We start from the raw sequence: 22,720 nt of genomic DNA on the forward strand, positions 1-22,720 counted from the left end.
AGGCCTTCAGCAACCGGGGCTAGGATGAACCGCATCCCTTCCCGGGCTTCGCCGCCCGTTTCATCCCACTTCTTCACTGCATGCCCACCACTCCTTCGCGACGATCGCGCAAGCTCCTTGTCGGCCTGGCCTTGCTTGTCGTGCTGGCCATCGCGGCCTTCTTCTGGCTGAGCCCGCCGAAGAAAAGCGACTACCTCACCGCCACCGTGCAGCGCAGCGACCTGGAGAACGCGGTGCTCGCCACCGGCGTGCTGCAGGCCCTCAAGCAGGTCGAGGTGGGCGCGCAGGTGTCCGGCCAGCTCAAGTCGCTGAAGGTGGTGCTCGGCCAGACGGTGAAGAAGGGCGACTGGCTGGCCGAGATCGACCCCGTCATCTCGCAGAACACGCTCGCGCAGGAACAGGCCAAGCTGGAGAACCTGCAGGCCCAGAAGCTCGCCAAGGAAGTGCGCGTGAAGCAGGCCGAGCTCACCTGGGCGCGCCAGCGCGAGATGCTGGCGCAGGACGCCGCCGCGCGCCAGGACCTGGAAGGCGCCGACACCGAGCTGCGCGCGCTGCGCGCCGACGCCGTCTCGCTCGACGCGCAGATCCGCCAGCAGAAGCTGGCCCTGGCCTCGGCGCAGACCAACCTGTCGTACACGCGCATCGTCGCGCCCATCGACGGCGACGTGGTGTCCATCAGTACGCTCGAAGGCCAGACCGTGGTGGCCTCGTTCCAGGTGCCCACGCTCATGAAGCTGGCCGACCTGTCGACCATGACCGTGAAGGCGCAGGTGTCCGAGGCCGACGTGGTGCGCGTGAAGGCCGGCCAGCCGGTGTACTTCACCATCCTGGGCGACCCCGACACGCGCTACCACGGCACGCTGCGCGCGGTGCAGCCTTCGCCCGAGAAGATCAACAACGCCGTCTTCTTCAACGCGCTGTTCGACGTGCCCAACCCCGAGCGCACGCTGCGCGTCGACATGACGGCGCAGGTCGCCATCCTGCTGGGCGAGGCCAAGCAGGCGCTGACCGTGCCGCTCACCGCGCTCGGCACGCGCGACAAGGACGGCCGCCACGAAGTGCGCGTGCTCCTGCCCGACCAGCGCGTGGAAAAGCGGCAGGTGCGCGTGGGCATCAGCAACAACTTCCAGGCCCAGGTGCTCGAAGGCCTGAAGGAGGGCGACAACGTCATCACCGGCGACGCTTCGGCGCTGGAGAAGACCGACGGCAATGACGGCGGCAACCGGAGGCCGCGCCAGTGACGCAGCCGCTGCTGACCCTGCGCGGCATCGGCCGCAGCTTTCCCTCGGGCGAGCAGGAGGTCCAGGTGCTGAAGGATGTCGACCTGGACATCGGCCACGGCGAAATGCTGGCCATCGTCGGCGCCTCGGGCTCGGGCAAGTCGACGCTCATGAACATCCTCGGTTGCCTCGACCGGCCGACCACCGGCACCTACACCGTGTCGGGCCAGGACGTCGGCACGCTCGACAGCGACGCGCTCGCCGCGCTGCGGCGCGAGCACTTCGGCTTCATCTTCCAGCGCTACCACCTCATGCAGCACCTGACGGCCACCGGCAACGTCGAGGTGCCCGCCGTCTATGCCGGCACCGAGGGCTCGGCGCGCGACGCGCGGGCGCGGCAACTGCTCGCGCGCCTGGGCCTGGAAGACCGCACCGAGCACCGGCCGAGCCAGCTCTCGGGCGGCCAGCAGCAGCGCGTGAGCATCGCGCGCGCGCTCATGAACGGCGGGCAGGTCATCCTGGCCGACGAGCCCACCGGTGCGCTCGACAGCAAGAGCGGCCAGGAGGTCATCGGCATCCTGCGCGAGCTGCATGCGCAGGGGCACACGATCATCATCGTGACGCACGACATGCAGGTGGCGCGCTGCACCGAACGCATCATCGAGATCGCCGACGGTGCGATCGTGGGCGACCGGCCCAACGTGCCGACCGTGGCCGCACCCGCACAGACGGTGGGCGACGGCACCCCCACGCCGCCCGCCATGACCCGCCCCACGCTGGGCATCGCGCGCTTCAGCACCGGCTGGGCGCGTTTCTCCGAAGCCTTCCGCATGGCCTGGCGCTCGATGATGGCGCACCGCATGCGCACGGCGCTGACCATGCTGGGCATCATCATCGGCATCACCTCGGTGGTGTCGATCGTGGCCATCGGGGAGGGCGCCAAGCGCTTCGTGCTGGCCGACATCAAGGCCATCGGCACCAACACGCTCGACATCTACCCGGGCCACGACTTCGGCGACGACAAGGCCGCGAGCATCCGCACGCTGCTGCCGGCTGACCTGCAGGCCATCGCCGCGCAGCCCTACGTGCACAGCGTCACGCCAACCACCATGCGCAGCCTGCGCCTGCGCTACCGCAGCGCCGACGTCAACGGCAACGTGAACGGCGTCAGCGACAACTTCTTCAGCGTGCGCGACATCCAGATGGCCAGCGGCACGGACTTCGACGCCAGCGACGTGCGGCACCAGTCGCAGGTGGTGGTGATCGACCAGAACACGCGGCGCAAGCTCTTTCCCGACGGCACCGACCCGGTCGGCAAGATCATCCTGGTGGGCAGCCTGCCATGCACCGTGATCGGCGTGGCGCAGGAAAAGAAGAGCATGTTCGGCGAGAACAAGTCGCTCAACATCTGGCTGCCCTACAGCACGGGCGCGAGCCGCCTCTTCGGCCAGCAGCACTTCGACAGCATCACCGTGCGCATCCGCGACGACCAACCGACCAAGGCGGCCGAAGAGAGCATCGTGCGGCTGCTCACGCTGCGCCACGGCGGCAAGGACTTCTTCACCTTCAACATGGACAGCATCGTGAAGACGGCCGAGCGCACGAGCCAGTCGCTCACGCTGCTGCTGTCGCTGATCGCGGTGATCTCGCTGGTGGTGGGCGGCATCGGCGTGATGAACATCATGCTGGTGTCGGTGACCGAGCGCACCCGCGAGATCGGCATCCGCATGGCCGTGGGCGCGCGCCAGAGCGACGTGCTGCAGCAATTCCTGACCGAGGCCGTGCTCGTGTGCCTGGTCGGCGGTTTCATCGGCGTGATGCTGTCGTACGGCATCAGCTTTGTGTTCTCGCTGTTCGTGAAGCAATGGCAAATGATCTTTTCGCTCGGGGCCGTGGTGTCGGCCTTTTTGTGTGCGTCGCTCATCGGCGTGCTGTTCGGGTACCTGCCGGCGCGCAACGCCGCGCGGCTCGACCCCATCGAGGCACTGGCCCGTGAGTAGCGCGCGCCTGACCCTGGGGACGCTCGCTATCGCGCTGGCGCTTAGCGGCTGCACGCTGTTCCAACCGGAGCGGCGCGAACAGCGGCCGCTCGGCGTGCCGCAGGCCTGGCAGCAGCAACAGCCCCTGCCGCAGAACGCAGCAGCCGTGCCGCAGGCCCGCTGGTGGACCGCCTTCCACGATGCGCGGCTCGACACCCTGATCGACAGCGCCCTGCGCACCAACAACAACCTCGCCGCCGCCGGCATCCGCGTGCAGCGGGCGCAGCTGCAGGCCGGCCTGGCGAACACCAACCTCACGCCGGGCGTGACGGGGCAACTGGGCACCCAACGCAGCTTCGACCTGAAGCGCGGCGGCGTGGCCGCATCGAGCGCGAGCTCCTTGCTGAGCCTGAGCTACGAAGTTGACCTGTGGGGCCGCCTGTCGGCGCAGCGCAGCGTCGCCGACTGGGAGCTGCAGGCCACCCAGTCCGACCGCGAGGCCACGGCGCTGGCGCTGGTGGGCACCACGGCCGGGCTGTATTGGCAGACCGGCTACCTGAACCACCGCATCGCGCTGAGCGAAGCCGGCATGGCCGATGCACGGCGCATCCAGGCGCTGGTGCGCGCCAAGTACGCGGCAGGCGCCGTGTCCGGGCTCGACGTCGCGCAGGCCGGCCAGAACCTCGCGAGTCAGGAGGCGGCCCACACGCAGCTGCTGCAGCAGCGTGTCGAGGCGCGCAACGCGCTGGCCATCCTGTTCGACATGCCGCCCGACACCCCCAGGGAAGAACCGTCGCAGCTGCCTGACACCGCCTTGCCCGTGATCGATGCCGGACTGCCCGCCAACCTGCTGGGCCGCCGGCCCGACCTGCGCGCCGCGGAGCAGCGCCTGCGGTCCGCGCTGGCGAACGTCGATGCCACGCGCACCAGCTTCTATCCGGTGCTGAGCCTCACGGGTTCGCTGGGCGCGGGGAGCAATGCACTGGGCGAGGTGCTGAAGAACCCGATCGCCACGCTGGGCGCCGGTTTGGTGTTGCCCTTCCTGCAATGGAACACCGCGCGGCTGACCGTCGCCGTGTCGCAGACGCAGTACGAAGAAGCGGTCGTCGGGTTCCGCCAGTCGCTGTACACCGCGCTGTCCGAGGTCGAGAACACGCTGTCGTCGCGCACCCAGCTGCAGGACGAAAGCGTGAAGCTGGCCCTGGCGTTGCAGCAAGCGCAACGCGCGGAAGCCTTGTCGGAAGTGCGCTATCGCGCCGGCGCCACCGCGTTGCAGCCGGTGCTCGATGCCAAGGACAAGCGCCGCGCCGCGGAGGTGTCACTGGCACAGAACCGGCTGAACCAGCTCAACGCCACGATGACGTTGTACAAGGCGCTGGGCGGCGCGGCCACCGTCGAGTAGGAAGAGAGGAGCGGCTCCCAAGCCACGGCAGGTGCCCGGCTGGCGGTGCGGTGTGGGCGGCCCCTCTGTGCCGCCGAGGAGCGCAGCGTTTCGCGGATCAGGGCTCGCAGCTGTTTGAGCGCAGCGAGTTCTGCGAGACCCCGCGAAACGCGAGTACCGCAGGGGAGCCCGAAGGGCCGGCACAGTGGGGCCGACCGCGCCGTACCGCCAGCCGGGCGCCCTTCAAAAGAGGCCTAGGCCTGAAACGGCGGCGCCCCCCGCAGCTTCCGAACAAGCAACCCAGGCAGCCGCAAGACAAACTCCACCATCAACCGCGTGTGCATCCAGGTCAGCAGCACGTTGTCCCGCCCATAGCGAAAGTGCGACACCCCGCCTTCCTCCGCCGTCAGGTACTTCACAGGCGCATCGATGTTCACCGGCTTGACCCCGCGCCAGGCCAGCCGCACGACCGCCTCGGTATCGAAGTCGAAGCGCCGCATCCACGGTTGCCGCGCCATCACAGCGATCAGGTCGACCACCGGGTACACGCGAAAACCGTAGAGCGAATCTCCAACCCCCGCGAACAACGTCTCGAGCTGCGTCCAGCCGTTCGACACCCGCCGCCCGCGCACCCGCAGCAGCGGCGCACTGGCGTCGAACACCGGCCGGCCCAGCACCATCGTCTCGGGCCGCGCCAGCGAGGCTTGCATGAAAGAGGGGATCAGGTCCGCCGGATGCTGCCCGTCGGAATCCATCGTGAGCGCGTGCGTGAAGCCGGCGTCCTTCGCGGCCCGCAAGCCGTGCAGCACTGCCGAGCCCTTGCCCTGGTTCTGCGGCAGCACCCACACGCGCAGGCCCGGATCGCCGGCCGCCATCTGCTGCAGCCGCTCGCCCGTGCCGTCGTCGCTGCCGTCGATCACCACCCACACCGGGTTCCATTGGGCCCGCGCGGCGGCGACCGTCGAGAACAGGCGCTCGCCCGTGTTGTAGCTGGGGATCAGGACAAGGTGGGTGCGCGAGGCGTCTGCTGGCATTCGGGGGACGCGTCGGTGGCGCGCTGCTCCATGTGTTGACGGAAATAGTGCTCCAGCTCGACCTGCAACGCATCGCTGTCCTGCGTTGGTGCAAAGCGCTTGCCCAGCCGCAGCGTGAAGACGATGGGCAGCGGCGGCACGCGCCACAGCGGCCAGCCCTTGCCGAGGTAGGGCGAGTCGGTGTCGATGAACACGGTCTGGATCGGCGCCTGCGCCAGCTTGGCGATCAGCGTGGTGCCGGGGCGGAAGGGGTTCAGCGGCGGCGTCACCGTGCGCGTGCCTTCGGGAAAGATCACGAGCTGGCCGCCCTGGCGCAGGTCGTTGACCGCCAGTCGCACCATCGTGCGGGCCGACCTGTTGCTGATGTAGCGCGCCAGCCGGGCCCCGGCGCCGAGGAAGATGTTGCCCATCAGCTCGGCCTTCATGATGCAGGCGCTGCGCGGCAGCCGCGCCACCAGCAGCAGCGCATCAAGCATGGTCGGGTGGTTGGCCACGAAGATCACGCCGGGTTCGTTGCGCATCGGGTCCAGGCACGAGGCGTCGATGCGCATCATGCCGGTGACCGAGGCGAGCCACCAGAACATCCGGTAGGCAAAGGCGATGGTCATGCGGCCCAGCGCGCGCGCCGGCGCGGCCGGCATCACCGGGTACAGCAGCATGGCGACCAGGTTCCAGACGAGCGAGATCAGGCCGAGGAACAGCAGCAGCGCATAGAGCATCAGCGCGAGCGGGATCGACGTGAGAAGACGCAGCACGTTCATGGGTGGTGTCGGTCGGGCAGGCGAACGGCGGGCCGCTCAGGCGGCCTGCAGCCGGCCGGCGGCGACCGTGTGGGCCTCGATCTCGACCAGCAGATCGCTGCGGCAGATGTCGGCTTCCAGGTACACCGCATGGCGGGCCATCGGCGACTGGGCGCCGAGCGCGGCTTCGATCACCTCGCGCACGGCCTCGGTGTCCGACGGATGCCGCACGTACACCACGCAGTCGAGCGCATCGAGCGAGAAGCGCGCCGTGGTCTGCGCATGGGCGGAGGCGATCACGGCCTCCAGGTTGCGCAGCGTTTCGCGGGCCTGCTCACGCACGTCGCCGTGGTGCACCGTTTCGTGCCCGACGATGCTCGCCGTGCCCGAGATGAAGAGCGCCACCTGGCCGTCGCCGATGTCCGCCAGCGCGGCGCGCGAGAAGGTCGGCGAGCGCGGGCCGTAGGTTTCGGGATAGCGGTAGGCCGACACCTGCCGCGGGTTCTCGACCGGCAGCGGCGCGGCGCGTCCCGCGAGAAAACGGATCGACAGCGCGCCCTGGCGGATGCCCAGCGCGCAAGCAGCCGGCGCGCCCTCGAAGGCGGCGCGGCCGGCTTCGAAGAAAGCCTCTTGCCGGCCGAGGTTGAACTGGCGGTACCGCTCCAGTCCGCCGCCATCGGCGTTGATGCGCGGCAGGTAGTTCCAGATGCGCTGCAGGTGCGGCGTGTAGGCCTGGTCGAGCGTGCGGAACAGGTCGCGGTAGGCGCGCTGTGCAAGCTCGGTCAGGCTCTGGCCCTCAACGGCTTCATCGAGGTCGATGGCGCCCAGCAGCCAGTGCCCGTCGGTGCGCCAGCGCGCAATGCCGGTGGTGCCCGACCGGACCTGGGTGCCGTCGCCCACGTGCCACACATCGGCCATCGCGCCTTGCGGCGACAGCACGCGCGCGTTGACCGTGGGCATCCAGGCGACACCGTGCGGCGTGCCGTAGCCGAGCGCGGCGAAGGGCGCATGGCTGTGCGTGGCCAGCGCAAGGCTGTCCGGCAGCGAGAGGCGCTCCACGCGCAGGGGGGAATGAAGGCGGTCGTCCTGGGGGCGCACGTTCAGCGAACCTCGTCGGCGGTGGATTCGGGCTTGCGGCCGGTGTAGGCAGAGAAGACCCCGAGGCTCGCATGCCGGCGCACGTCGCTGAAGCCGGCGGCGCCCAGTGCCTGCATGACGCGCTCGGGCGGGATGCAGGCCTCGATCGTGTCCCAGTAATAGCGCCACAGCTCCGAGGTGTCGCTGCGGCGGCCGACCACGCGGGCGATCAACGGCACCACGGCGCGCATGTAGCCCTTGAGCAGCGCGGTGGCGATGCGGCCCTCGGGCTTGGTGATCTCGAGCACCACCACGCGCCCGCCCGGGCGCAGCACGCGATGGAACTCGGAAAAGGCGGCGGCCACGTCGCTGATGTGGCGCATGGCGTAGCCCATGCTCACGAAATCGCAGCTGGCGTCGGGCCGGGGCAGGGCCTCGGCGACGCCTTGAATCAATTCGACGCCGGGCAGCCGGACCTGGCCCATCATGCCCACGCTGGGGTCGACGCCGGTGAGCTTGCCGGTGGAGCCGATGAGCTTCAGCGCTTCGCGGGCGACGAGCCCGGTGCCGATGCCCACGTCGAGCACCTGGGCGCCCGCCGTGAGGCCGGCCTGCTTCAGTGCATCGCGCCGGTACGAGGGGCCGGTGCCGAAGGCCAGCACGGCTTCGATGCGGTCGTAGTCCGCGGCCGTGCTGTCGAAGATGCGCCGCAGGAACGCCTGGTGCTCCGCTTCGGTGTTGTAGTACAGCGGCAGCGGGGCGTGCGGCGGCAGGGCGTCGGGATTTCCCGTACCGGCAATGGGCGATGGCGTCATCGAACAATTATCACCAAAAGGTCCGGGCCGAAATCCCGGGCGCCGGGGGAGCGTTGTGTGCGCCGGACAGTAAACTCCACACTTGCTTTGAAAACACACGACAGCGAGAGAGAAAGCCATGGCCGGACATAGCAAGTGGGCAAATATTCAGCACCGCAAGGGCCGCCAGGACGAGAAACGGGGCAAGCTCTGGACCCGCGCCATCCGTGAAATCACGGTGGCGGCACGCGCCGGCGGCGCAGACCTCAGCGCCAACCCCCGGCTGCGGCTGGCGGTCGAAAAGGCCAAGGCGGTCAACCTGCCCATCGACACCGTCAAGCGCAACATCGACAAGGCCACGGGCAACCTCGAAGGCGTCAATTACGAAGAAATTCGTTACGAAGGGTACGGCATCGGCGGCGCGGCGATCATCGTCGACACCATGACCGACAACCGCGTGCGCACCGTGGCCGAAGTGCGCCACGCCTTCTCCAAGCACGGCGGCAACATGGGCACCGAAGGCTCGGTGGCCTTCCAGTTCAAGCACTGTGGCCAGATCATCTTCGCGCCCGGCACCAGCGAGGACAAGGTCATGGAAGTGGCCCTCGAAGCCGGCGCCGAGGACGTGATCACCGACGACGACGGCGCCATCGAGGTGCTCACCGCCATCGGCGACTTCGAGGCCGTGAAAAACGCGCTCGAAGCCGCAGGCCTGAAGCCCGACGCCGCCGAAATCACGATGCGCGCCGAGAACACCGTGGACGTGACCGGCGAAGACGCCGCCAGGATGCAAAAGTTGCTCGACGTGCTCGAGGACCTGGACGACGTGCAGGACGTGTATCACAACGCCGCACTGTCCGACTGAACGAATGAATGATGGATCCACAGCGACAAACGAAAGCCCGCGAATGAAGGTACTGGTGATTGGAGGAGGGGGCCGCGAGCACGCACTGGCGTGGCGGCTGGCGCAGGGCAACCGGGTCAGCCGCGTCTACGTGGCGCCCGGCAACGGCGGCACCGTGAGCGACGAACGCTACGACTGCATCGACATCACCGAACCCGCCGCGTTGCGCGAGTGGGCGATGGCCGAAAAAATCGCGCTGACCGTGGTCGGCCCCGAGGGACCGCTGGCGGCCGGCGTGGTGGACGAGTTCCGCGCGCACGGCCTGCGCATCTTCGGCCCGACGCAGGCGGCTGCGCAGCTCGAAAGCTCCAAGGCCTTCTCGAAGGCCTTCATGAAGCGCCACAAGATCCCGACGGCCGAATACGAGGCCTTCACCGACGCAGCTGCCGCCCATGCGTACATCGACGCCAAGGGCGCACCGATCGTCGTCAAGGCCGACGGCCTGGCCGCCGGCAAGGGCGTGGTGGTTGCCATGACGGCGCAGGAAGCCCATGAGGCCGTCGACTTCATGCTGGTCGACAACAAGTTCGGCGTGTCGCACAACGAAGGCGGCGCACGCGTCGTCATCGAAGAATTTCTGCAAGGCGAAGAAGCCAGCTTCATCGTGATGTGCGACGGCAAGAACGTTGCCGCGCTGGCCACCAGCCAGGACCACAAGCGCCTGCTCGATGGCGACGAAGGCCCGAACACCGGCGGCATGGGCGCGTACTCGCCCGCACCGGTCGTCACGGCCGAGGTGCATGCGCGTGCCATGCGCGAGATCATCCTGCCGACCATCCGCGGCATGGAAAAGGACGGCATTCCGTTCACCGGCTTCCTCTATGCCGGTCTCATGATCGACGCGGCCGGCCAGCCCAAGACGCTCGAATTCAACTGCCGCATGGGCGACCCCGAGACGCAGCCGATCATGATGCGCCTGAAGTCCGACCTGTTCGAGGTGTTCTGGCACGCCACCGACGGCACGCTCGACCAGGTCGAGCTGCAGTGGGACCGGCGCGTGGCGCTGGGCGTGGTGATGGCCGCGCACGGCTACCCGCTGTCGCCGCGCAAGGGCGACCGCATCAGCGGCATCCCGGCCGAGGCGCCCGATGCCGTGGTGTTCCACGCGGGCACCACGCTCGAGAACGGCGAACTCAAGACCAGCGGCGGCCGCGTGCTCTGCGTGACCGTGCTGGCCGACAGCGTCAAGCAGGCGCAGCAGCGCGCCTACGAGGTCGCGGCGCGCGTGCAGTTCGACGGTGCGCAGTACCGCAAGGACATCGGCTACCGCGCCGTCAACGCGCGCAACACGCCCCACGCCTGATGCCAGCCACCCAGCCGAAGGCGGTCGGCGACTACCTGCGCGGACTGCAGCAATCGATCATCTCGGCGATTGAGGCGGCGGACGGCGGCAGCGCGGTGCGCGACGCCTGGCAGAAAGAGCCCGGCGAGCCGCTGCAGGGCAACGGCCTGACCTGCATCCTCGAAGGCGGCGCGCTGTTCGAGCGCGCCGGTGTCGGCTTCTCGCAGGTGCGCGGCGCCAAGCTGCCGCCCTCGGCCACGCAGAACCGCCCCGAGCTCTCGGGCGCGCCGTTCGAGGCCATGGGTGTGTCGCTGGTGTTCCACCCGCGCAATCCTTATGTGCCGATCGTCCACATGAACGTGCGCATGCTGGCCGCGCAGCCTGCGGGCGGCGGCGAGCCCGTGTGCTGGTTCGGCGGTGGCATGGACCTCACGCCGTGCTACGGCTTCGAAGAAGACGCGGTGCATTTCCACGCCGTGTGCCGCGATGCGCTCGCCCCCTTCGGGGCCGACAAGTACCCGCGCTTCAAGACCTGGTGCGACGAGTATTTCTTTTTGAAGCACCGCAACGAGCAGCGCGGCATCGGCGGCATCTTCTTCGACGACTTCGCCGAGGGCGGCATCGAGAACGGCTTTGCGCTGATCCGTTCGGTCGGCGATGCTTTCCTGCAGGCCTACCTGCCGATCGTCGAGCGCCGCCGCGACATGCCGTACGGCGAGCGCGAACGCGAGTTCCAGCTGTACCGGCGCGGGCGCTACGTCGAGTTCAACCTCGTGTGGGACCGTGGCACGCACTTCGGCCTGCAGTCGGGCGGACGCACCGAATCGATCCTGCTGTCGATGCCGCCGCTCGCGAGCTGGGCCTACCGGCAACAGCCCGAAGCGGGCAGCCCCGAAGCCGCGCTGTACAGCGACTTCATCGTGCGCCGGGACTGGGTGTGAGCCCCACCGGTTCCGCTTCGCGCATCGGCGTCTTCGGCGGGGCCTTCGACCCGCCGCACAACGCGCACGTCGCCCTGGCTGAAGCTGCATTGGCACAACTCGACCTGACGGAGTTGCACGTCATTCCCACGGGGCAGGCCTGGCACAAGAGCCGCACGCTCACGCCGAAGGAAGATCGCCTGGCGATGGCGCGGCTGGCCTTCGGCAACCTGCAAGGCAAGGTCGTCATCGACAGCCGCGAGGTGTTGCGCGACGGCCCGACCTACACGCTCGACACGCTGCATGAATTGCAGAAAGAGCAGCCCGGCGCACAGCTCGTGCTGGTGATGGGCGCGGACCAGGCGGCGGCCTTGCCGACCTGGCACGGCTGGCAGGATATACTCGGCATTGCTATCGTTTCTGTAGCGTATCGCGCACTATCGACGGGTGACGTCACTCGTTTTGATCCGAAACAGCTGCCCGGCCTCCCGGCTGGCGCGCGTTTCGAGGCGCTTGAACTGCCTGCCGCCATGGACACCAGCGCCACCGATATCCGGCGGCGTGTGGCGTCGGGTGTGGACATTTCCTCGCTGGTTCCGCCCACGGTTGCACGCTATATTGACCAACACCACCTCTACCGCTCTGCCTGATGACCACTGAAGCCGCCGCCAAAAAAGACATCCAAAAACTCCAGCGAGCCATCATCGATGGTCTCGAAGACGTCAAGGCGCAGGACATCCAGGTATTCGACACGGAGCACCTCTCGCCGCTGTTCGAGCGCGTGATCGTGGCGTCGGGCACCTCCAACCGCCAGACCAAGGCACTCGCTTCGAGCGTGCGCGACGCCGTGCGTGAAGCCGGCTTTGCCAAGCCGCGCACCGAGGGCGAGGAAAACGGCGAGTGGATCATCGTGGACTGCGGCGCGGCCGTGGCGCACATCATGCAGCCCGCCATCCGCCAGTACTACCACCTCGAAGAGATCTGGGGCGACAAGCCGGTGCGCGCCAAGCTCGGCGCCACCAAGCCCGCGCTGGCCACCGCCTCGTCCGTCGTCAAGGGCGCCGAAGAGAAGAAGACGGCCGCTGCTAAGACGCCGAGCCTGCGCCGTTCGAGCGCCGCCAAGACCGCGATCCGCGCAGCCGAGCAGGAAGCCAAGGCCGCCAAGGCGCCGGCGAAGAAGGCCGCATCGAAGACCGCAGGCAAGACCGCCGCCAAGAAGGCCCCCGCGAAGAAGTCCGCCACGGGCACCGCGCGCGTGCCGGTGAAGGTCGTCGGCAAGCCGGCCGCCAAGAAGACCGCTGCGAAGAAGGCGCCGGCCAAGAAGGCACCCGCCCGCCGCGCATGAAGCTGCTGGTGGTCGCCGTCGGGCAGCGCATGCCCGACTGGGCGCAGACTGCCTGGGACGACTACGCCAAGCGCTTCCCGCCCGAGCTCAAGCTCGAGCTGCGCGCCGTCAAGACCGAGCCGCGCGGCTCCAAGACACTCGAAACGCTGTACGCCGCCGAGCGCGAGCGCATCGAGGGCGCCATCGCCCGCGGCATGCGCATCGTCGTGCTCGACGAGCGCGGCACCGCGCTCACCACCAAGGCGCTGGCTGCACGGCTGCAGACCTGGCAGGGCGAGGGCGACGACGTGGCGCTGGTCATCGGTGGCCCCGACGGGCTCGACCCGGCCTTCAAGGCCGCGGCGCACGAACGCATCCGCCTGTCCGACCTGACCCTGCCGCATGCCATGGCGCGCGTGCTGCTGGTCGAGCAGCTCTACCGGGCGTGGTCGGTCAACGCGGGCCATCCGTACCACCGGGAATGACCACGGGGCCGGCGGTGGGGCCCACCTCGGAGACCTGAACTTGCCTGACTTCATCTACCTCGCGTCGCAAAGCCCGCGCCGCGCCCAATTGCTCGGCCAGCTCGGCGTGCGCCACGAACTGCTGCTGGCCGGCGCCGACGAAGACGCGGAGGCGCTCGAGGCCTTGCTGCCGAACGAATCGCCGACCGCCTACGTGCAGCGCGTGACCGCGCTGAAGCTCGACGCCGCCGTCGCGCGCCGCAAGCGCCTGGGCCTGGCCGATGCGCCCGTGCTCTGCGCCGACACCACGGTCGCGCTCGGCCGCACCATCCTCGGCAAGCCCGAGGACGCACGCGACGCCGAGCGCATGCTGGCGCACCTGTCCGGCGCCACGCACCGCGTGCTCACCGCAGTCGCACTGCAGAACGGCCGTCGCCGCCATGCGGCGCTCAGCGTGTCGCGCGTGCGCTTCGCCACGCTCACCAAGAAACAGGTCGCGGCCTACGCCGCCAGCGGCGAGCCGCTCGGCAAGGCCGGCGCCTACGCCATTCAGGGCGCGGCGGCTGCGTTCGTGGAGCACATCAGCGGCTCCTATTCGGGCATCATGGGACTCCCCATGTTCGAGACCGCGCAGCTGCTTCGAGGCGTCGGTTTCAATACTTAAGACATCCATGCAAGACATCCTGATCAACTGGTCTCCGCAGGAGACCCGTGTGGCGCTGGTCGAGCACGGCGCGGTGCAAGAGCTGCACGTCGAGCGCACGCTCGAGCGCGGGCTGGTCGGCAACATCTACCTGGGCAAGGTCTCGCGCGTGCTGCCGGGCATGCAGTCGGCCTTCATCGACATCGGCCTGGAGCGCACCGCCTTCCTGCACGTGGCCGACATCGTCTCGCCGTTCACGCCGGGCTCGCGCCCGAGCGCCACGCCGCCCGAGCGCGACCACCGCAACGGCGGACCGATGGTGCCCATCGAGAAGCAGGTGTTCGAAGGCCAGTCGCTGCTGGTGCAGGTCATCAAGGACCCGATCGGCACCAAGGGCGCGCGGCTGTCCACGCAGATCAGCATCGCGGGTCGGCTGCTGGTGTTCCTGCCGCAGGACAACCACATCGGCGTGTCGCAGAAGATCCCGCCCGATCAGCGCGAGTCGCTGCGCAACCGCATGCTGGCGCTCATCGAAGCGGCCGCGGCCGCCGAGAGCGGCGGCGTGGTGCCTGTGAACACGGGCGGCTTCATCCTGCGCACCAACGGCGAAGACGCGGCCGATGCCGAACTGGCCGAAGACATCGCCTACCTGCGCAAGACCTGGACGCGCATCCGCGAGGCCTCGAGCCGGATGCCGGCCATGTCGCTGCTGCACCAGGACCTGAGCCTGCTGCAGCGCGTGCTGCGCGACATGACGAGCGAAGACACGCAGACCATCCGCATCGACTCGCGCGAGCAGTTCGAGGTGCTGCTGAAGTTCGGCCTCGAATTCATGCCGCAGGCGGCCGGCAAGCTGCAGCACTACAAGGGCGAGCGGCCGATTTTCGACCTGTATTCGGTGGACGAGGAAATCGCGAAGGCACTGGGCCGGCGCGTCGATCTGAAATCGGGCGGCTACCTCGTGGTCGACCAGACCGAGGCGCTGACCACGGTCGACGTGAACACCGGCGGCTTCGTCGGTGCGCGCAACTTCGACGACACCATCTTCAAGACCAACCTGGAGGCCGCGCAGGCGATTGCGCGGCAGCTGCGCCTGCGCAACCTGGGCGGGATCATCATCGTCGACTTCATCGACATGGCACGCGACGACCACCGCGAGCAGGTTCTGGCCGAGTTCCGCAAGCAGCTCGCACGCGACCGCGTGAAGACCACGGCCGGCGGTTTCTCGCAGCTCGGCCTGGTCGAGATGACCCGCAAGCGCACGCGCGAATCGCTGGCCCACATGCTGTGCGAGCCCTGCGTGGCCTGCGGCGGGCAGGGCATCGTGAAGACCGCGCGCAGCGTGGCCTACGACGTGATGCGCGAGATCCTGCGCGAGGCGCGGCAGTTCACGCCGCGCGAGTTCCGCATCGTCTCGTCACCGCAGGTCATCGAGCTGTTCCTCGACGAAGAGAGCCAGCACCTCGCGGGGCTGAGCGACTTCATCGGCAAGCCGATCTCGCTGCAGTCGGAGCCGGCGATCGGGCAGGGGCAGTACGACATCGTGCTGCTCTGAGGGGTGGATGGCGCTGCCCGTTGCAACGACGGGTCAGCGCTTCGATTCCTGGCCTTGCCGCATCCAGACGCTGGCCAGCGCGGCGGCCACCAGCATGCCGGCGATCAGCAGCAGCCCGTTCTTCGTACTGCCCGTGCTCTGCTCGATCCAGCCCATCACCGACGGGCCGATGAAGCCGCCCACGAGGCCGCAGGTGTTGACCAACGCGAGTCCACCTGCCAGCGCCACACCGGCCAGCCGTGACGACGCGAACAGGAAGATCACGGACTGCACCACGAAGAACATCGAGCCCGTGAGGCAGAAGCCGGCCAGCGCGACGGCCGGGCTCGCGAAGGCTGCGATCAGCAAGCCCACCGCCATCGAGACCAACCCGACCAGCAGCAGGAGCCTGCCGCGCTGCGGCGTGACCGCGAGCCGCGGCAGCGCAATGGCGCCGACGGCGGCGGCCACCCAGGGCAGCGAGTTGAGCGCGCCGATCTCCAGCGGCGAGAGCTTGCCGTAGGTGCCGATGATGCTCGGCAGGAAGAAGATCACCGTGTAGATGCTGATCTGGTGGCAGAAGTAGACAAAGATCGCCAGCCAGATCTGCCGGTCGACCAGGCAGGCGCGGAACGACTCGCCGACCTGGCCGTTGGCGACGTCCTCGGCGCGTTCGGCGGCAAGCTGGCGTTCGATGGCCTGTGCCTGCGGGCGCGTGAGCCAGCTGGCGCTGGAGGGGCCGTCGGGCAGCTTGCGCCAGACCACGAAGGCCAGCGCCACGGCGGGCAGGCCTTCGAGCACGAACATCCACTGCCAGCCATGCCAGCCCCACAGGCCGTCCATCTGCAGCAGCGCGCCGCCGACCGGGCCGCTGAGGATGTTCGCGATGCACACGCCGAGCAGGAAGTAGCCCGTGGCGCGTGCGCGGTCCTTGCGACCGAACCAGTAGTTCAGGTACAGCATCACACCCGGGAACAGGCCGGCTTCCGCCGCGCCGAGCAGGATGCGCATCACGTAGAACGAGGTCTCGCCCGTGACGAAGGCCATGCCGGCCGACAGCAGGCCCCAGGTGATCATGATGCGGGCGATCCACCAGCGGGCCCCCACGCGGTGCATCACGAGGTTGCTGGGCACTTCGAGCAGTGCGTAGCTCAGGAAGAACAGCCCGGCGCCCAGCCCGTAGGCGGCCGCCGAGATGCCGATGTCCACGGCCATGTGGCTCTTGGCCAGCGCGATGTTGGTGCGGTCGATGAAGCTGATCACATAGGCCAGCACCAGCAGCGGCATGAGCTTGCGGAAGATCAGCGCATTGAGCGAGGCCTGTTCGTCGACGGCCTGGCGGGCGCGCAGGCCCGGCGGCGTGGCGGGGATGGATGGGTGTTGCATGGGATGTCTCTCTCCTGTCCTGTCGTGTTCTGGCGGAAGGTCGCCGGCGGGCGCCGGCGGGCGTGCAGATGCGGCCCGGTCATGGGCCGGGCCGAGTCGGGTCGGTGGTTCTGGCGCAGGGCTAGAAGTCGACGTTCGCCGCGCCCTTGAGGCCCAGGATCTCGCGGGCTTCGGCGGGTGTCGCGATGTCGATGTTCAGCGCCTCCAGCACGGCGCGGATGCGCAGCACCTGTTCGGCGCTCGACGCGGCGAGCCGGCCCGGGCCGATCCACAGCGAGTCTTCGAGCCCGACGCGCACGTGCGCGCCCATGGCGGCGCCGATGGTGGCCAGCGGCAGCTGGTTGCGGCCGGTGCCGAGGATCGACCATTCGAAGCGGTCGCCGAACAGCCGCGCGGCGGTGCGGCGCATGTGCATCAGGTCTTCGGGGTCGGCGCCGATGCCGCCCAGGATGCCGAAGACCGTCTGCACGAAGACCGGCGCCTGCACCAGCCCGCGGTCCAGGAAGTGCCGCAGGTTGTTGAGGTGGCTCACGTCGTAGCACTCGAACTCGAAGCGCGTGCCGTTGGCGTTGCCGAGCTTCAGGATGTTCTCGATGTCGGCGAAGGTGTTCTTGAAGATCAGGTTGCGGCTGTTCTCCAGGTGCTCGCGCTCCCATTCATGCGCGAAGGACTTGAAGCGCTCCAGCATCGGAAAGAGGCCGAAGTTCATCGAGCCCATGTTGAGCGACGCGAGCTCGGGCTTGAAGGTGGTGGCCGGGCGCATGCGCTCCTCGACGCTCATGTGCGGGCTGCCGCCGGTGGTGATGTTGATCACCGCATCGGTCGCGGCCTTGATCTTCGAGAGGAAGGGGCGGAACAGGTCCGGGTCCTGCGAAGGGCGGCCGTCCTTCGGGTCGCGCGCATGCAGGTGCAGGATCGCGGCGCCGGCGCGGGCGGCTTCGGTGGCGGCTTGCGCAATCTCGTCGGCCGTCACGGGAAGGTGCGGTGACATGCTGGGCGTGTGGATGGCGCCCGTGGGGGCGCAGGTGATGATGGCTTTGGGGCGTTGGGCCATGAGGTGTCCGGAAAGAAGAAGTGGGAAAGAAAGGGAGCGCGAGCGGATGGATCAGCTCAGTGCTTGCGTGTGGCCGTCCACCACGAGCTCCTGGCCCGTGACGCTGGCGGCCAGGTCGCTGGCGGCGAACAGCACCATGTTCGCGATGTCCGTGGCCGTGACCATGCGGCCCAGCGCGGCCTGCGCGGTGTAGGCGCGCGTCACTTCGTCGAGCGGCTTGCCCAGCGCTTCGGCCTTGGCGGCGATCACGGCACGGATGCGCGGACCGTCGACCGCGCCCGGCAGGATCGCGTTGACGCGGATGCCGTCGGGGCCGAGTTCGAGCGCCAGCGTTTTCGTGAAGCCGATGACGGCCCACTTCGAGGCGGAGTAGGGCGAGCGCCCCGGCATGCCCAGGTGCCCGGCGGCCGAGGACAGGTTGATGATGGCGGGCAGGCGGCCCTTGCGCAGGCGCGGCACGGCCAGTCGCACGCAGAGGAACTGGCCGGTGACGTTGACGGCCATCGTGCGTTCCCAGTCGGCGAGCGAGACGGTCTCGACCGGGCCGGTGGGGCCGGCCACGCCGGCGTTGTTCACCAGCACGTCGAGGCCGCCGAGTTCGCGGTCCACGGCCTCGAACAGGCGGGCCACGTCGTCCTCGTTGGACACGTCGGCGACGCAGCGGCCCACCTCGGGCAGTTCACGCGCCAGCTGGTCGAGGCTGGCAGCCTGCACGTCGCAGACGAAGACCTTGGCGCCCGCCGCCACGAAGCTGCGCACGATGTCCAGGCCGATGCCGTTGGCACCGGCGGTGACGAGCACGCGCCGGCCGGCGAGGGAGTTGTTGTTCCACATGCTGAAGAGATCCTTGAGGTCGATTTCGGAATGACGTGGATCGTATATCTGTGATCACAGATAAATCATAGGGAATACCCCGGCCATATACTTCGACGCATGAGCCTCACCGATCTCGTCACCCCCCTGAAGCGCCAGACGCTCAGCGCCAACGTCTACGACCAGTTGCGCGACCTCGTGATGAGCGGGCAGATGATGCCGGGCGAGCAGATTTCATTGCGCAGCGCGGCCGAGGCGCTGGGCGTGAGCGTGATGCCGGTGCGCGAGGCGATGCAGCGCCTGGTGGCCGAGCAGGCGCTCGAACTCACGCCCAGCCGTACCCTGCGCGTGCCCCGGATGACGGCGGCGCAGTTCAAGGAAATCACCACCATCCGCACCAACCTCGAAGGCCTGGCCACGGAGCTGGCGGCCTCGGCGTCGGGCGCGGTGGCGCTGCGCGACATCACGCGCTGGCACGACGAGTTCGCGGCCGAGATGAATGCGGCGAGCCCCGACGGCTCGAAGCTCGTCACCTTCAACAAGGAGTTCCACTTCGCGGTCTATGCCGCGGCCGACATGCCGGTGTTGTTGCAGATGATCGAGGCGCTGTGGCTGCGCATCGGCCCCATCCTCAACTACGACCTGCGGGCCGGCTCGCGCCGCGTGGGGGACAAGGTGGCGATGGCGCACCATGCGGCGCTGCTGGCCGCGCTGAAGCGCCGCGACGGCGCCAAGGCCCGGGCCGCGCTGCAGGGCGACATCGAAAGCGCTGCGGAGTTCATCCTGTCGACGGGCGTGCTGGTGTCCGATGGCACGCTGCCGCCGCAGAACGCGGCGCCGGCGGCGAAGAAGGCGCGCGGCGCGGCAGGCACCGCGCGCTGAGGGTCAGAGCGTCGGGTCCTGCCCCGGTGCCGCGCTGCGCACCGCCAGCGTCTGCAGCCGCGCATAGAGTCCGTCGCTCGCCATGAGCTGCTTGTGGCTGCCTTGCTCGGCGATGCGGCCTTGCTCCATCACGATGATGCGGTCGGCATGCTGGATGGTCGACAGGCGGTGCGCCACGATCAGCGTGGTGCGGCCCTGCATCAGGCGCTGCAGGGCGTCCTGCACCAGCCGTTCCGATTCGGTGTCCAGGGCCGACGTGGCTTCGTCGAGCAGCAGCACGGGCGCGTTCTTGTACAGCGCGCGGGCAATCGCCAGCCGCTGGCGCTGGCCGCCCGACAGCTGCGTGGCGTTGTGGCCCAGCACAGTGTCGATGCCCTGCGGCAGGGTCTCGACGTGCGTGCTCAGGTTGGCCGCCTCGAGGCAGGACTGCACACGCGCGATGTCGATGTCGCCACCCAGCGCCACGTTGGCGGCGAGCGTGTCGTTGAGCATGACCACGTCTTGGCTCACCATCGCGAACTGGGCGCGCAGGCTCTTGAGCTGCCACTCGCTGGTGTCGTGGCCGTCGAGCAGCACTTGGCCGCCGCTGGGCTGCACGAAGCGCGGCAGCAGGTTGACCAGCGTGGTCTTGCCCGAGCCCGAGGGGCCGACGAAGGCCACCACCTGGCCGGGCTCGATGATGAGGTTCACGCCGTCGAGCGCGCGCTGTTCGTCGTCGCCGCGGTAGCTGACCTGCACGTTGCGCAGCTCGATGTGGCCTTGCGCGTGCGCAATGCTGAAGGTGCCCTGCGATTCGGGCGCCACTTCGTCGATAAGGATCAGCCCACGCTCCAGCGCTGCAAGGCCGCGCGTGATCGGCCCGGCCACTTCGGCCAGGCGGCGGATCGGTGCGATCAGCATCAGCATGGCCGTGATGTAGGCGACGAAGCCGCCCACCGTGAAGCCCTGCTTGCCGCTTTGCCAGAGGGCGATCATCACCACCACCGACAGCGCCAGCGAAGCCATCATCTGCGTCAGCGGCGTGGTGGCGGCCTGGGCGATGGTCGATTTCACGGCCAGGCGATTCAGGCGCTGGCTCAGTTGTTCGAAGCGGCGCTCCTGCGCCTGCTCCGCGCCGTGCAGCCGCACCACGCGGTGGGCCAGCACGTTTTCCTCGACCACGTAGGCCAGCTCGTCGGTGGCCTGCTGGCCTTGCTGCGTGAGCTTGTACAGGCGCTTGGAGAACACCTTCATGATCCAGGAGATGCTGGGCACCAGGAAGGCGACGATGAGTGTGAGCTTCCAGTTCAGGTAGACCAGATAGCCCAGCAGCGCGATCAGCGTGAAGCCGTCGCGCGACAGGCCGAGCAGCGCCTGCACCAGCAGCATGGCGCCGGTCTGCACCTCGTACACGACGGTGTTCGACAGCGCACTGGCCGACTGCCGCGCGAACAGCGCCAGCTCGGCGCCGAGCAGCCGTTCGAACAGCACGCGGCGCAGCTTCTGCATGCCTTCGTTGGCGATGCGCGAGAGCGCGTACTGCGAAATGAACTGCGCGATGCCGCGCACGGCGAACAGAAGCAGCACGGCGGCCGGAATGAACCACAGCGGCATCTCGCCGCGCGTGAAGCCCCGGTCGAGCAGCGGCTTGAGCAGGGCGGCCATGAGCGGCTCGGTGAGCGCGGCCAGCAGGGCGCCGATCAGCCCCACGGCCCACCATTGGCGCGAACTGCCGAACCAGGTCATGAGTCGCGCCAGCCGGCGCATGAGGGGAGGGCGGGCGCTCTCGCTGCCGGGGGATGCTTGCATATGGCGGCGGATTTTACGGGGCGGCTCCAGCCGCCTTTCAGAGGCCCTGTAGGACCATATCGCCGGATAAACGTTTTGTGACGGCGTGTCCAAACCAGTGTGTAACATGTGGCCCGTGAAACGCCGGGGAGAAACTTTTTACCCGGAAACCTCTCCGAACCGCATGAACAAGCCGTTGCCAGATCTTTCCCCAACTCCTTCTTCATCGTTGATTGCACGCCGCAGCCTCATCGCGGCCCTTGCTGCCTCTCCCATGCTTCCCGCCATGGCCCAGTTCCGGGTCGAGGTCTCGGGCGTGGGGCTGACGCAGCTGCCGATCGCGCTCGTGCCTTTCCGGGGGCAGGACGCCTCGCCCCAGAAGATTTCCGACATCGTCCAGGCCGACCTCGAACGCAGCGGCCAGTTCCGCGGCGTCGATGCCTCGGGCCAGGCGCTGGACGAGTCCTCGCGCCCCGACCTCGCCCTGTGGCGCCAGCGCACCGCCGATTCGCTCGTGGTGGGCAGCGTGAGCCGGCTGGGCGACGGCCGCTACGACGTGCGCTTCCGCCTGTGGGACGTCGTGAAAGACCGCGACCTCGGCGGCCAGAGCTACACCGTGCCGCAGGGCGACCTGCGCCTGGCGGCCCACCGCATCGCCGACTACGTGTACGAGAAGCTGACCGGCGAGAAGGGCATCTTCTCGACCCGCATCGCCTACGTCACCAAGGGCGGCAGCCGCTACTCGCTGTGGGTGGCCGACGCCGACGGCGAGAACGCACAGGCTGCGCTCGCCAGCCCCGAGCCGATCATCTCGCCCTGCTGGTCGTCCAACGGCCAGCAGCTGGCGTACGTGTCCTTCGAGTCGCGCAAGCCCGTGGTCTACGTGCACAACGTGGCCAGCGGCCAGCGCCGGCTGCTCGCCAACTTCAAGGGCTCCAACAGCGCTCCGGCCTGGGCGCCCGACGGCGGTTCGCTGGCCGTCACGCTCAGCCGCGATGGCGGCTCGCAGCTGTACACCATCCCGGCCAGCGGCGGCGAACCGCGCCGCCTCACCCAGAGCTCGAGCATCGACACCGAGCCGGTGTACTCGGCCGACGGCAGCACGATCTACTTCGTGAGCGACCGCGGCGGTGCGCCCCAGATCTACAAGATGAGCGCCAGCGGCGGCAACCCGACGCGGGTCACCTTCAGCGGCACCTACAACATTTCTCCATCTGTCAGCGGCGATGGCCGGTGGTTGGCCTACATCTCGCGGGTCGGCGGTGCGTTCAAACTCCACGTGATGGAGTTGGCCAGCGGCAATGTCGCCGCGATCACCGACACCACGGCCGACGAGAGCCCGAGCTTCGCACCCAACAGCAAGCTGATCGTCTATGCCACGCACCTGCAGGGCCGCGAGGCGCTCATGACGACCACGCTGGACGGAAAGATCAAGGCCCGCCTCGCGGGTCAGGCGGGAGACATCCGTGAACCGGACTGGGGTCCGTTTCAAAAGCAATAAGCATTGACCAGATAAATTTAC

General features: G+C 68.5%; 21 protein-coding genes. 13 read left to right on the plus strand and 8 right to left on the minus strand.

Annotated features, from left to right (window positions below; translation table 11 throughout):
* The first annotated feature begins 80 nt into the window (after positions 1-80).
* Genes macA through AC07YS_RS14360 form a run of 3 tightly spaced genes read left to right on the plus strand, consistent with a single transcriptional unit; the run spans position 81 to position 4,601 of the window.
* Positions 81-1,241, plus strand: a complete 1,161-nt coding sequence (macA, locus tag AC07YS_RS14350; protein ID WP_495268269.1) for a macrolide transporter subunit MacA — start codon at positions 81-83, stop codon at positions 1,239-1,241.
* Complete coding sequence (macB, locus tag AC07YS_RS14355) at positions 1,238-3,220, plus strand: macrolide ABC transporter ATP-binding protein/permease MacB (RefSeq protein WP_495268270.1); 1,983 nt, start codon at positions 1,238-1,240, stop codon at positions 3,218-3,220. Before macA ends, macB begins: the two co-directional genes overlap by 4 nt.
* On the plus strand, positions 3,213-4,601 hold the full coding sequence (locus tag AC07YS_RS14360) for an efflux transporter outer membrane subunit (protein WP_495268271.1): 1,389 nt from the start codon (positions 3,213-3,215) through the stop codon (positions 4,599-4,601). Before macB ends, AC07YS_RS14360 begins: the two co-directional genes overlap by 8 nt.
* A 233-nt stretch (positions 4,602-4,834) precedes the next feature.
* Here AC07YS_RS14360 and AC07YS_RS14365 read toward each other — a convergent pair whose 3' ends face one another.
* Genes AC07YS_RS14365 through AC07YS_RS14380 form a run of 4 tightly spaced genes read right to left on the minus strand, consistent with a single transcriptional unit; the run spans position 4,835 to position 8,246 of the window.
* On the minus strand, positions 4,835-5,614 hold the full coding sequence (locus AC07YS_RS14365; protein ID WP_495268272.1) for a glycosyltransferase family 2 protein: 780 nt from the start codon (positions 5,612-5,614) through the stop codon (positions 4,835-4,837).
* Positions 5,578-6,375: a lysophospholipid acyltransferase family protein gene (locus AC07YS_RS14370; protein WP_495268273.1), complete on the minus strand. Its 798-nt coding sequence runs from the start codon at positions 6,373-6,375 to the stop codon at positions 5,578-5,580. Before AC07YS_RS14370 ends, AC07YS_RS14365 begins: the two co-directional genes overlap by 37 nt.
* Positions 6,376-6,411: 36 nt before the next feature.
* On the minus strand, positions 6,412-7,452 hold the full coding sequence (locus AC07YS_RS14375; RefSeq protein ID WP_495268274.1) for a chorismate transformation FkbO/Hyg5 family protein: 1,041 nt from the start codon (positions 7,450-7,452) through the stop codon (positions 6,412-6,414).
* A 2-nt stretch (positions 7,453-7,454) separates the two neighbouring features.
* A complete protein-coding gene (locus tag AC07YS_RS14380; protein WP_062470103.1) occupies positions 7,455-8,246 on the minus strand; it encodes a class I SAM-dependent methyltransferase in 792 nt (263 codons plus the stop codon).
* A 118-nt stretch (positions 8,247-8,364) separates the two neighbouring features.
* Here AC07YS_RS14380 and AC07YS_RS14385 point away from each other — a divergent pair, with 118 nt between their 5' ends.
* Genes AC07YS_RS14385 through rng form a run of 8 tightly spaced genes read left to right on the plus strand, consistent with a single transcriptional unit; the run spans position 8,365 to position 15,317 of the window.
* A complete protein-coding gene (locus AC07YS_RS14385; RefSeq protein WP_056580425.1) occupies positions 8,365-9,090 on the plus strand; it encodes a YebC/PmpR family DNA-binding transcriptional regulator in 726 nt (241 codons plus the stop codon).
* A 43-nt stretch (positions 9,091-9,133) separates the two neighbouring features.
* Positions 9,134-10,432, plus strand: a complete 1,299-nt coding sequence (gene purD, locus AC07YS_RS14390) for a phosphoribosylamine--glycine ligase (RefSeq protein WP_062470106.1) — start codon at positions 9,134-9,136, stop codon at positions 10,430-10,432.
* On the plus strand, positions 10,432-11,352 hold the full coding sequence (hemF, locus tag AC07YS_RS14395; protein ID WP_495268275.1) for an oxygen-dependent coproporphyrinogen oxidase: 921 nt from the start codon (positions 10,432-10,434) through the stop codon (positions 11,350-11,352). The genes purD and hemF overlap by 1 nt, the downstream gene beginning before the upstream one ends.
* Positions 11,349-11,981, plus strand: a complete 633-nt coding sequence (gene nadD / locus AC07YS_RS14400) for a nicotinate (nicotinamide) nucleotide adenylyltransferase (protein ID WP_495268276.1) — start codon at positions 11,349-11,351, stop codon at positions 11,979-11,981. Before hemF ends, nadD begins: the two co-directional genes overlap by 4 nt.
* Positions 11,981-12,676 carry a ribosome silencing factor gene (rsfS, locus tag AC07YS_RS14405; protein ID WP_062470113.1) on the plus strand — a complete coding sequence of 232 codons (696 nt, stop codon included), beginning with the start codon at positions 11,981-11,983 and terminating at the stop codon, positions 12,674-12,676. The genes nadD and rsfS overlap by 1 nt, the downstream gene beginning before the upstream one ends.
* Positions 12,673-13,140 carry a 23S rRNA (pseudouridine(1915)-N(3))-methyltransferase RlmH gene (gene rlmH, locus AC07YS_RS14410; protein WP_070060813.1) on the plus strand — a complete coding sequence of 156 codons (468 nt, stop codon included), beginning with the start codon at positions 12,673-12,675 and terminating at the stop codon, positions 13,138-13,140. Before rsfS ends, rlmH begins: the two co-directional genes overlap by 4 nt.
* 40 nt (positions 13,141-13,180) lie before the next feature.
* Positions 13,181-13,783 carry a Maf family protein gene (locus AC07YS_RS14415; RefSeq protein ID WP_139701686.1) on the plus strand — a complete coding sequence of 201 codons (603 nt, stop codon included), beginning with the start codon at positions 13,181-13,183 and terminating at the stop codon, positions 13,781-13,783.
* Positions 13,784-13,790: 7 nt separating this feature from the next.
* Positions 13,791-15,317 carry a ribonuclease G gene (gene rng, locus AC07YS_RS14420; protein WP_056580445.1) on the plus strand — a complete coding sequence of 509 codons (1,527 nt, stop codon included), beginning with the start codon at positions 13,791-13,793 and terminating at the stop codon, positions 15,315-15,317.
* Between the two features lie 33 nt (positions 15,318-15,350).
* On the opposite strand, the gene AC07YS_RS14425 is transcribed toward rng, so the two are convergent.
* The 3 genes from AC07YS_RS14425 to AC07YS_RS14435 all read right to left on the minus strand — a co-directional run bounded on the left by AC07YS_RS14425 (position 15,351) and on the right by AC07YS_RS14435 (position 18,570).
* Complete coding sequence (locus AC07YS_RS14425) at positions 15,351-16,682, minus strand: MFS transporter (protein WP_095745436.1); 1,332 nt, start codon at positions 16,680-16,682, stop codon at positions 15,351-15,353.
* A gap of 121 nt (positions 16,683-16,803) precedes the next feature.
* Positions 16,804-17,736 (minus strand): 3,5-dioxohexanoate:acetyl-CoA acetone transferase, encoded by a 933-nt coding sequence (gene kce, locus AC07YS_RS14430; RefSeq protein ID WP_495268277.1) that lies wholly within the window; start codon positions 17,734-17,736, stop codon positions 16,804-16,806.
* A 51-nt stretch (positions 17,737-17,787) separates the two neighbouring features.
* Positions 17,788-18,570, minus strand: coding sequence for an SDR family oxidoreductase (locus AC07YS_RS14435; RefSeq protein ID WP_495268278.1), 783 nt, complete (start codon positions 18,568-18,570; stop codon positions 17,788-17,790).
* Positions 18,571-18,669: 99 nt separating this feature from the next.
* Here AC07YS_RS14435 and AC07YS_RS14440 point away from each other — a divergent pair, with 99 nt between their 5' ends.
* Positions 18,670-19,431, plus strand: a complete 762-nt coding sequence (locus AC07YS_RS14440; RefSeq protein ID WP_495268279.1) for a GntR family transcriptional regulator — start codon at positions 18,670-18,672, stop codon at positions 19,429-19,431.
* Positions 19,432-19,434: 3 nt separating this feature from the next.
* On the opposite strand, the gene msbA is transcribed toward AC07YS_RS14440, so the two are convergent.
* A complete protein-coding gene (gene msbA, locus AC07YS_RS14445; RefSeq protein ID WP_495268280.1) occupies positions 19,435-21,219 on the minus strand; it encodes a lipid A export permease/ATP-binding protein MsbA in 1,785 nt (594 codons plus the stop codon).
* Between the two features lie 163 nt (positions 21,220-21,382).
* Between msbA and tolB the strand changes: the two genes are divergently transcribed.
* On the plus strand, positions 21,383-22,699 hold the full coding sequence (gene tolB, locus AC07YS_RS14450; RefSeq protein ID WP_095745431.1) for a Tol-Pal system beta propeller repeat protein TolB: 1,317 nt from the start codon (positions 21,383-21,385) through the stop codon (positions 22,697-22,699).
* Positions 22,700-22,720 lie beyond the last annotated feature (21 nt).

The sequence above is a fragment of the Variovorax sp. GW458-11-26-14-LB1 genome, assembly GCF_059423965.1.

Bases quoted from the DNA above. Each gene is read 5' to 3' on its own strand.
- macA (WP_495268269.1), top strand. From the start codon at position 81: ATGCCCACCACTCCTTCGCGACGATCGCGCAAGCTCCTTGTCGGCCTG.
- AC07YS_RS14365 (WP_495268272.1), bottom strand. From the start codon at position 5,614: ATGCCAGCAGACGCCTCGCGCACCCACCTTGTCCTGATCCCCAGCTAC.
- AC07YS_RS14370 (WP_495268273.1), bottom strand. From the start codon at position 6,375: ATGAACGTGCTGCGTCTTCTCACGTCGATCCCGCTCGCGCTGATGCTC.
- AC07YS_RS14380 (WP_062470103.1), bottom strand. From the start codon at position 8,246: ATGACGCCATCGCCCATTGCCGGTACGGGAAATCCCGACGCCCTGCCG.
- AC07YS_RS14385 (WP_056580425.1), top strand. From the start codon at position 8,365: ATGGCCGGACATAGCAAGTGGGCAAATATTCAGCACCGCAAGGGCCGC.
- purD (WP_062470106.1), top strand. From the start codon at position 9,134: ATGAAGGTACTGGTGATTGGAGGAGGGGGCCGCGAGCACGCACTGGCG.
- hemF (WP_495268275.1), top strand. From the start codon at position 10,432: ATGCCAGCCACCCAGCCGAAGGCGGTCGGCGACTACCTGCGCGGACTG.
- rsfS (WP_062470113.1), top strand. From the start codon at position 11,981: ATGACCACTGAAGCCGCCGCCAAAAAAGACATCCAAAAACTCCAGCGA.
- rlmH (WP_070060813.1), top strand. From the start codon at position 12,673: ATGAAGCTGCTGGTGGTCGCCGTCGGGCAGCGCATGCCCGACTGGGCG.
- rng (WP_056580445.1), top strand. From the start codon at position 13,791: ATGCAAGACATCCTGATCAACTGGTCTCCGCAGGAGACCCGTGTGGCG.
- AC07YS_RS14425 (WP_095745436.1), bottom strand. From the start codon at position 16,682: ATGCAACACCCATCCATCCCCGCCACGCCGCCGGGCCTGCGCGCCCGC.
- kce (WP_495268277.1), bottom strand. From the start codon at position 17,736: ATGGCCCAACGCCCCAAAGCCATCATCACCTGCGCCCCCACGGGCGCC.
- AC07YS_RS14435 (WP_495268278.1), bottom strand. From the start codon at position 18,570: ATGTGGAACAACAACTCCCTCGCCGGCCGGCGCGTGCTCGTCACCGCC.
- AC07YS_RS14440 (WP_495268279.1), top strand. From the start codon at position 18,670: ATGAGCCTCACCGATCTCGTCACCCCCCTGAAGCGCCAGACGCTCAGC.
- msbA (WP_495268280.1), bottom strand. From the start codon at position 21,219: ATGCAAGCATCCCCCGGCAGCGAGAGCGCCCGCCCTCCCCTCATGCGC.
- tolB (WP_095745431.1), top strand. From the start codon at position 21,383: ATGAACAAGCCGTTGCCAGATCTTTCCCCAACTCCTTCTTCATCGTTG.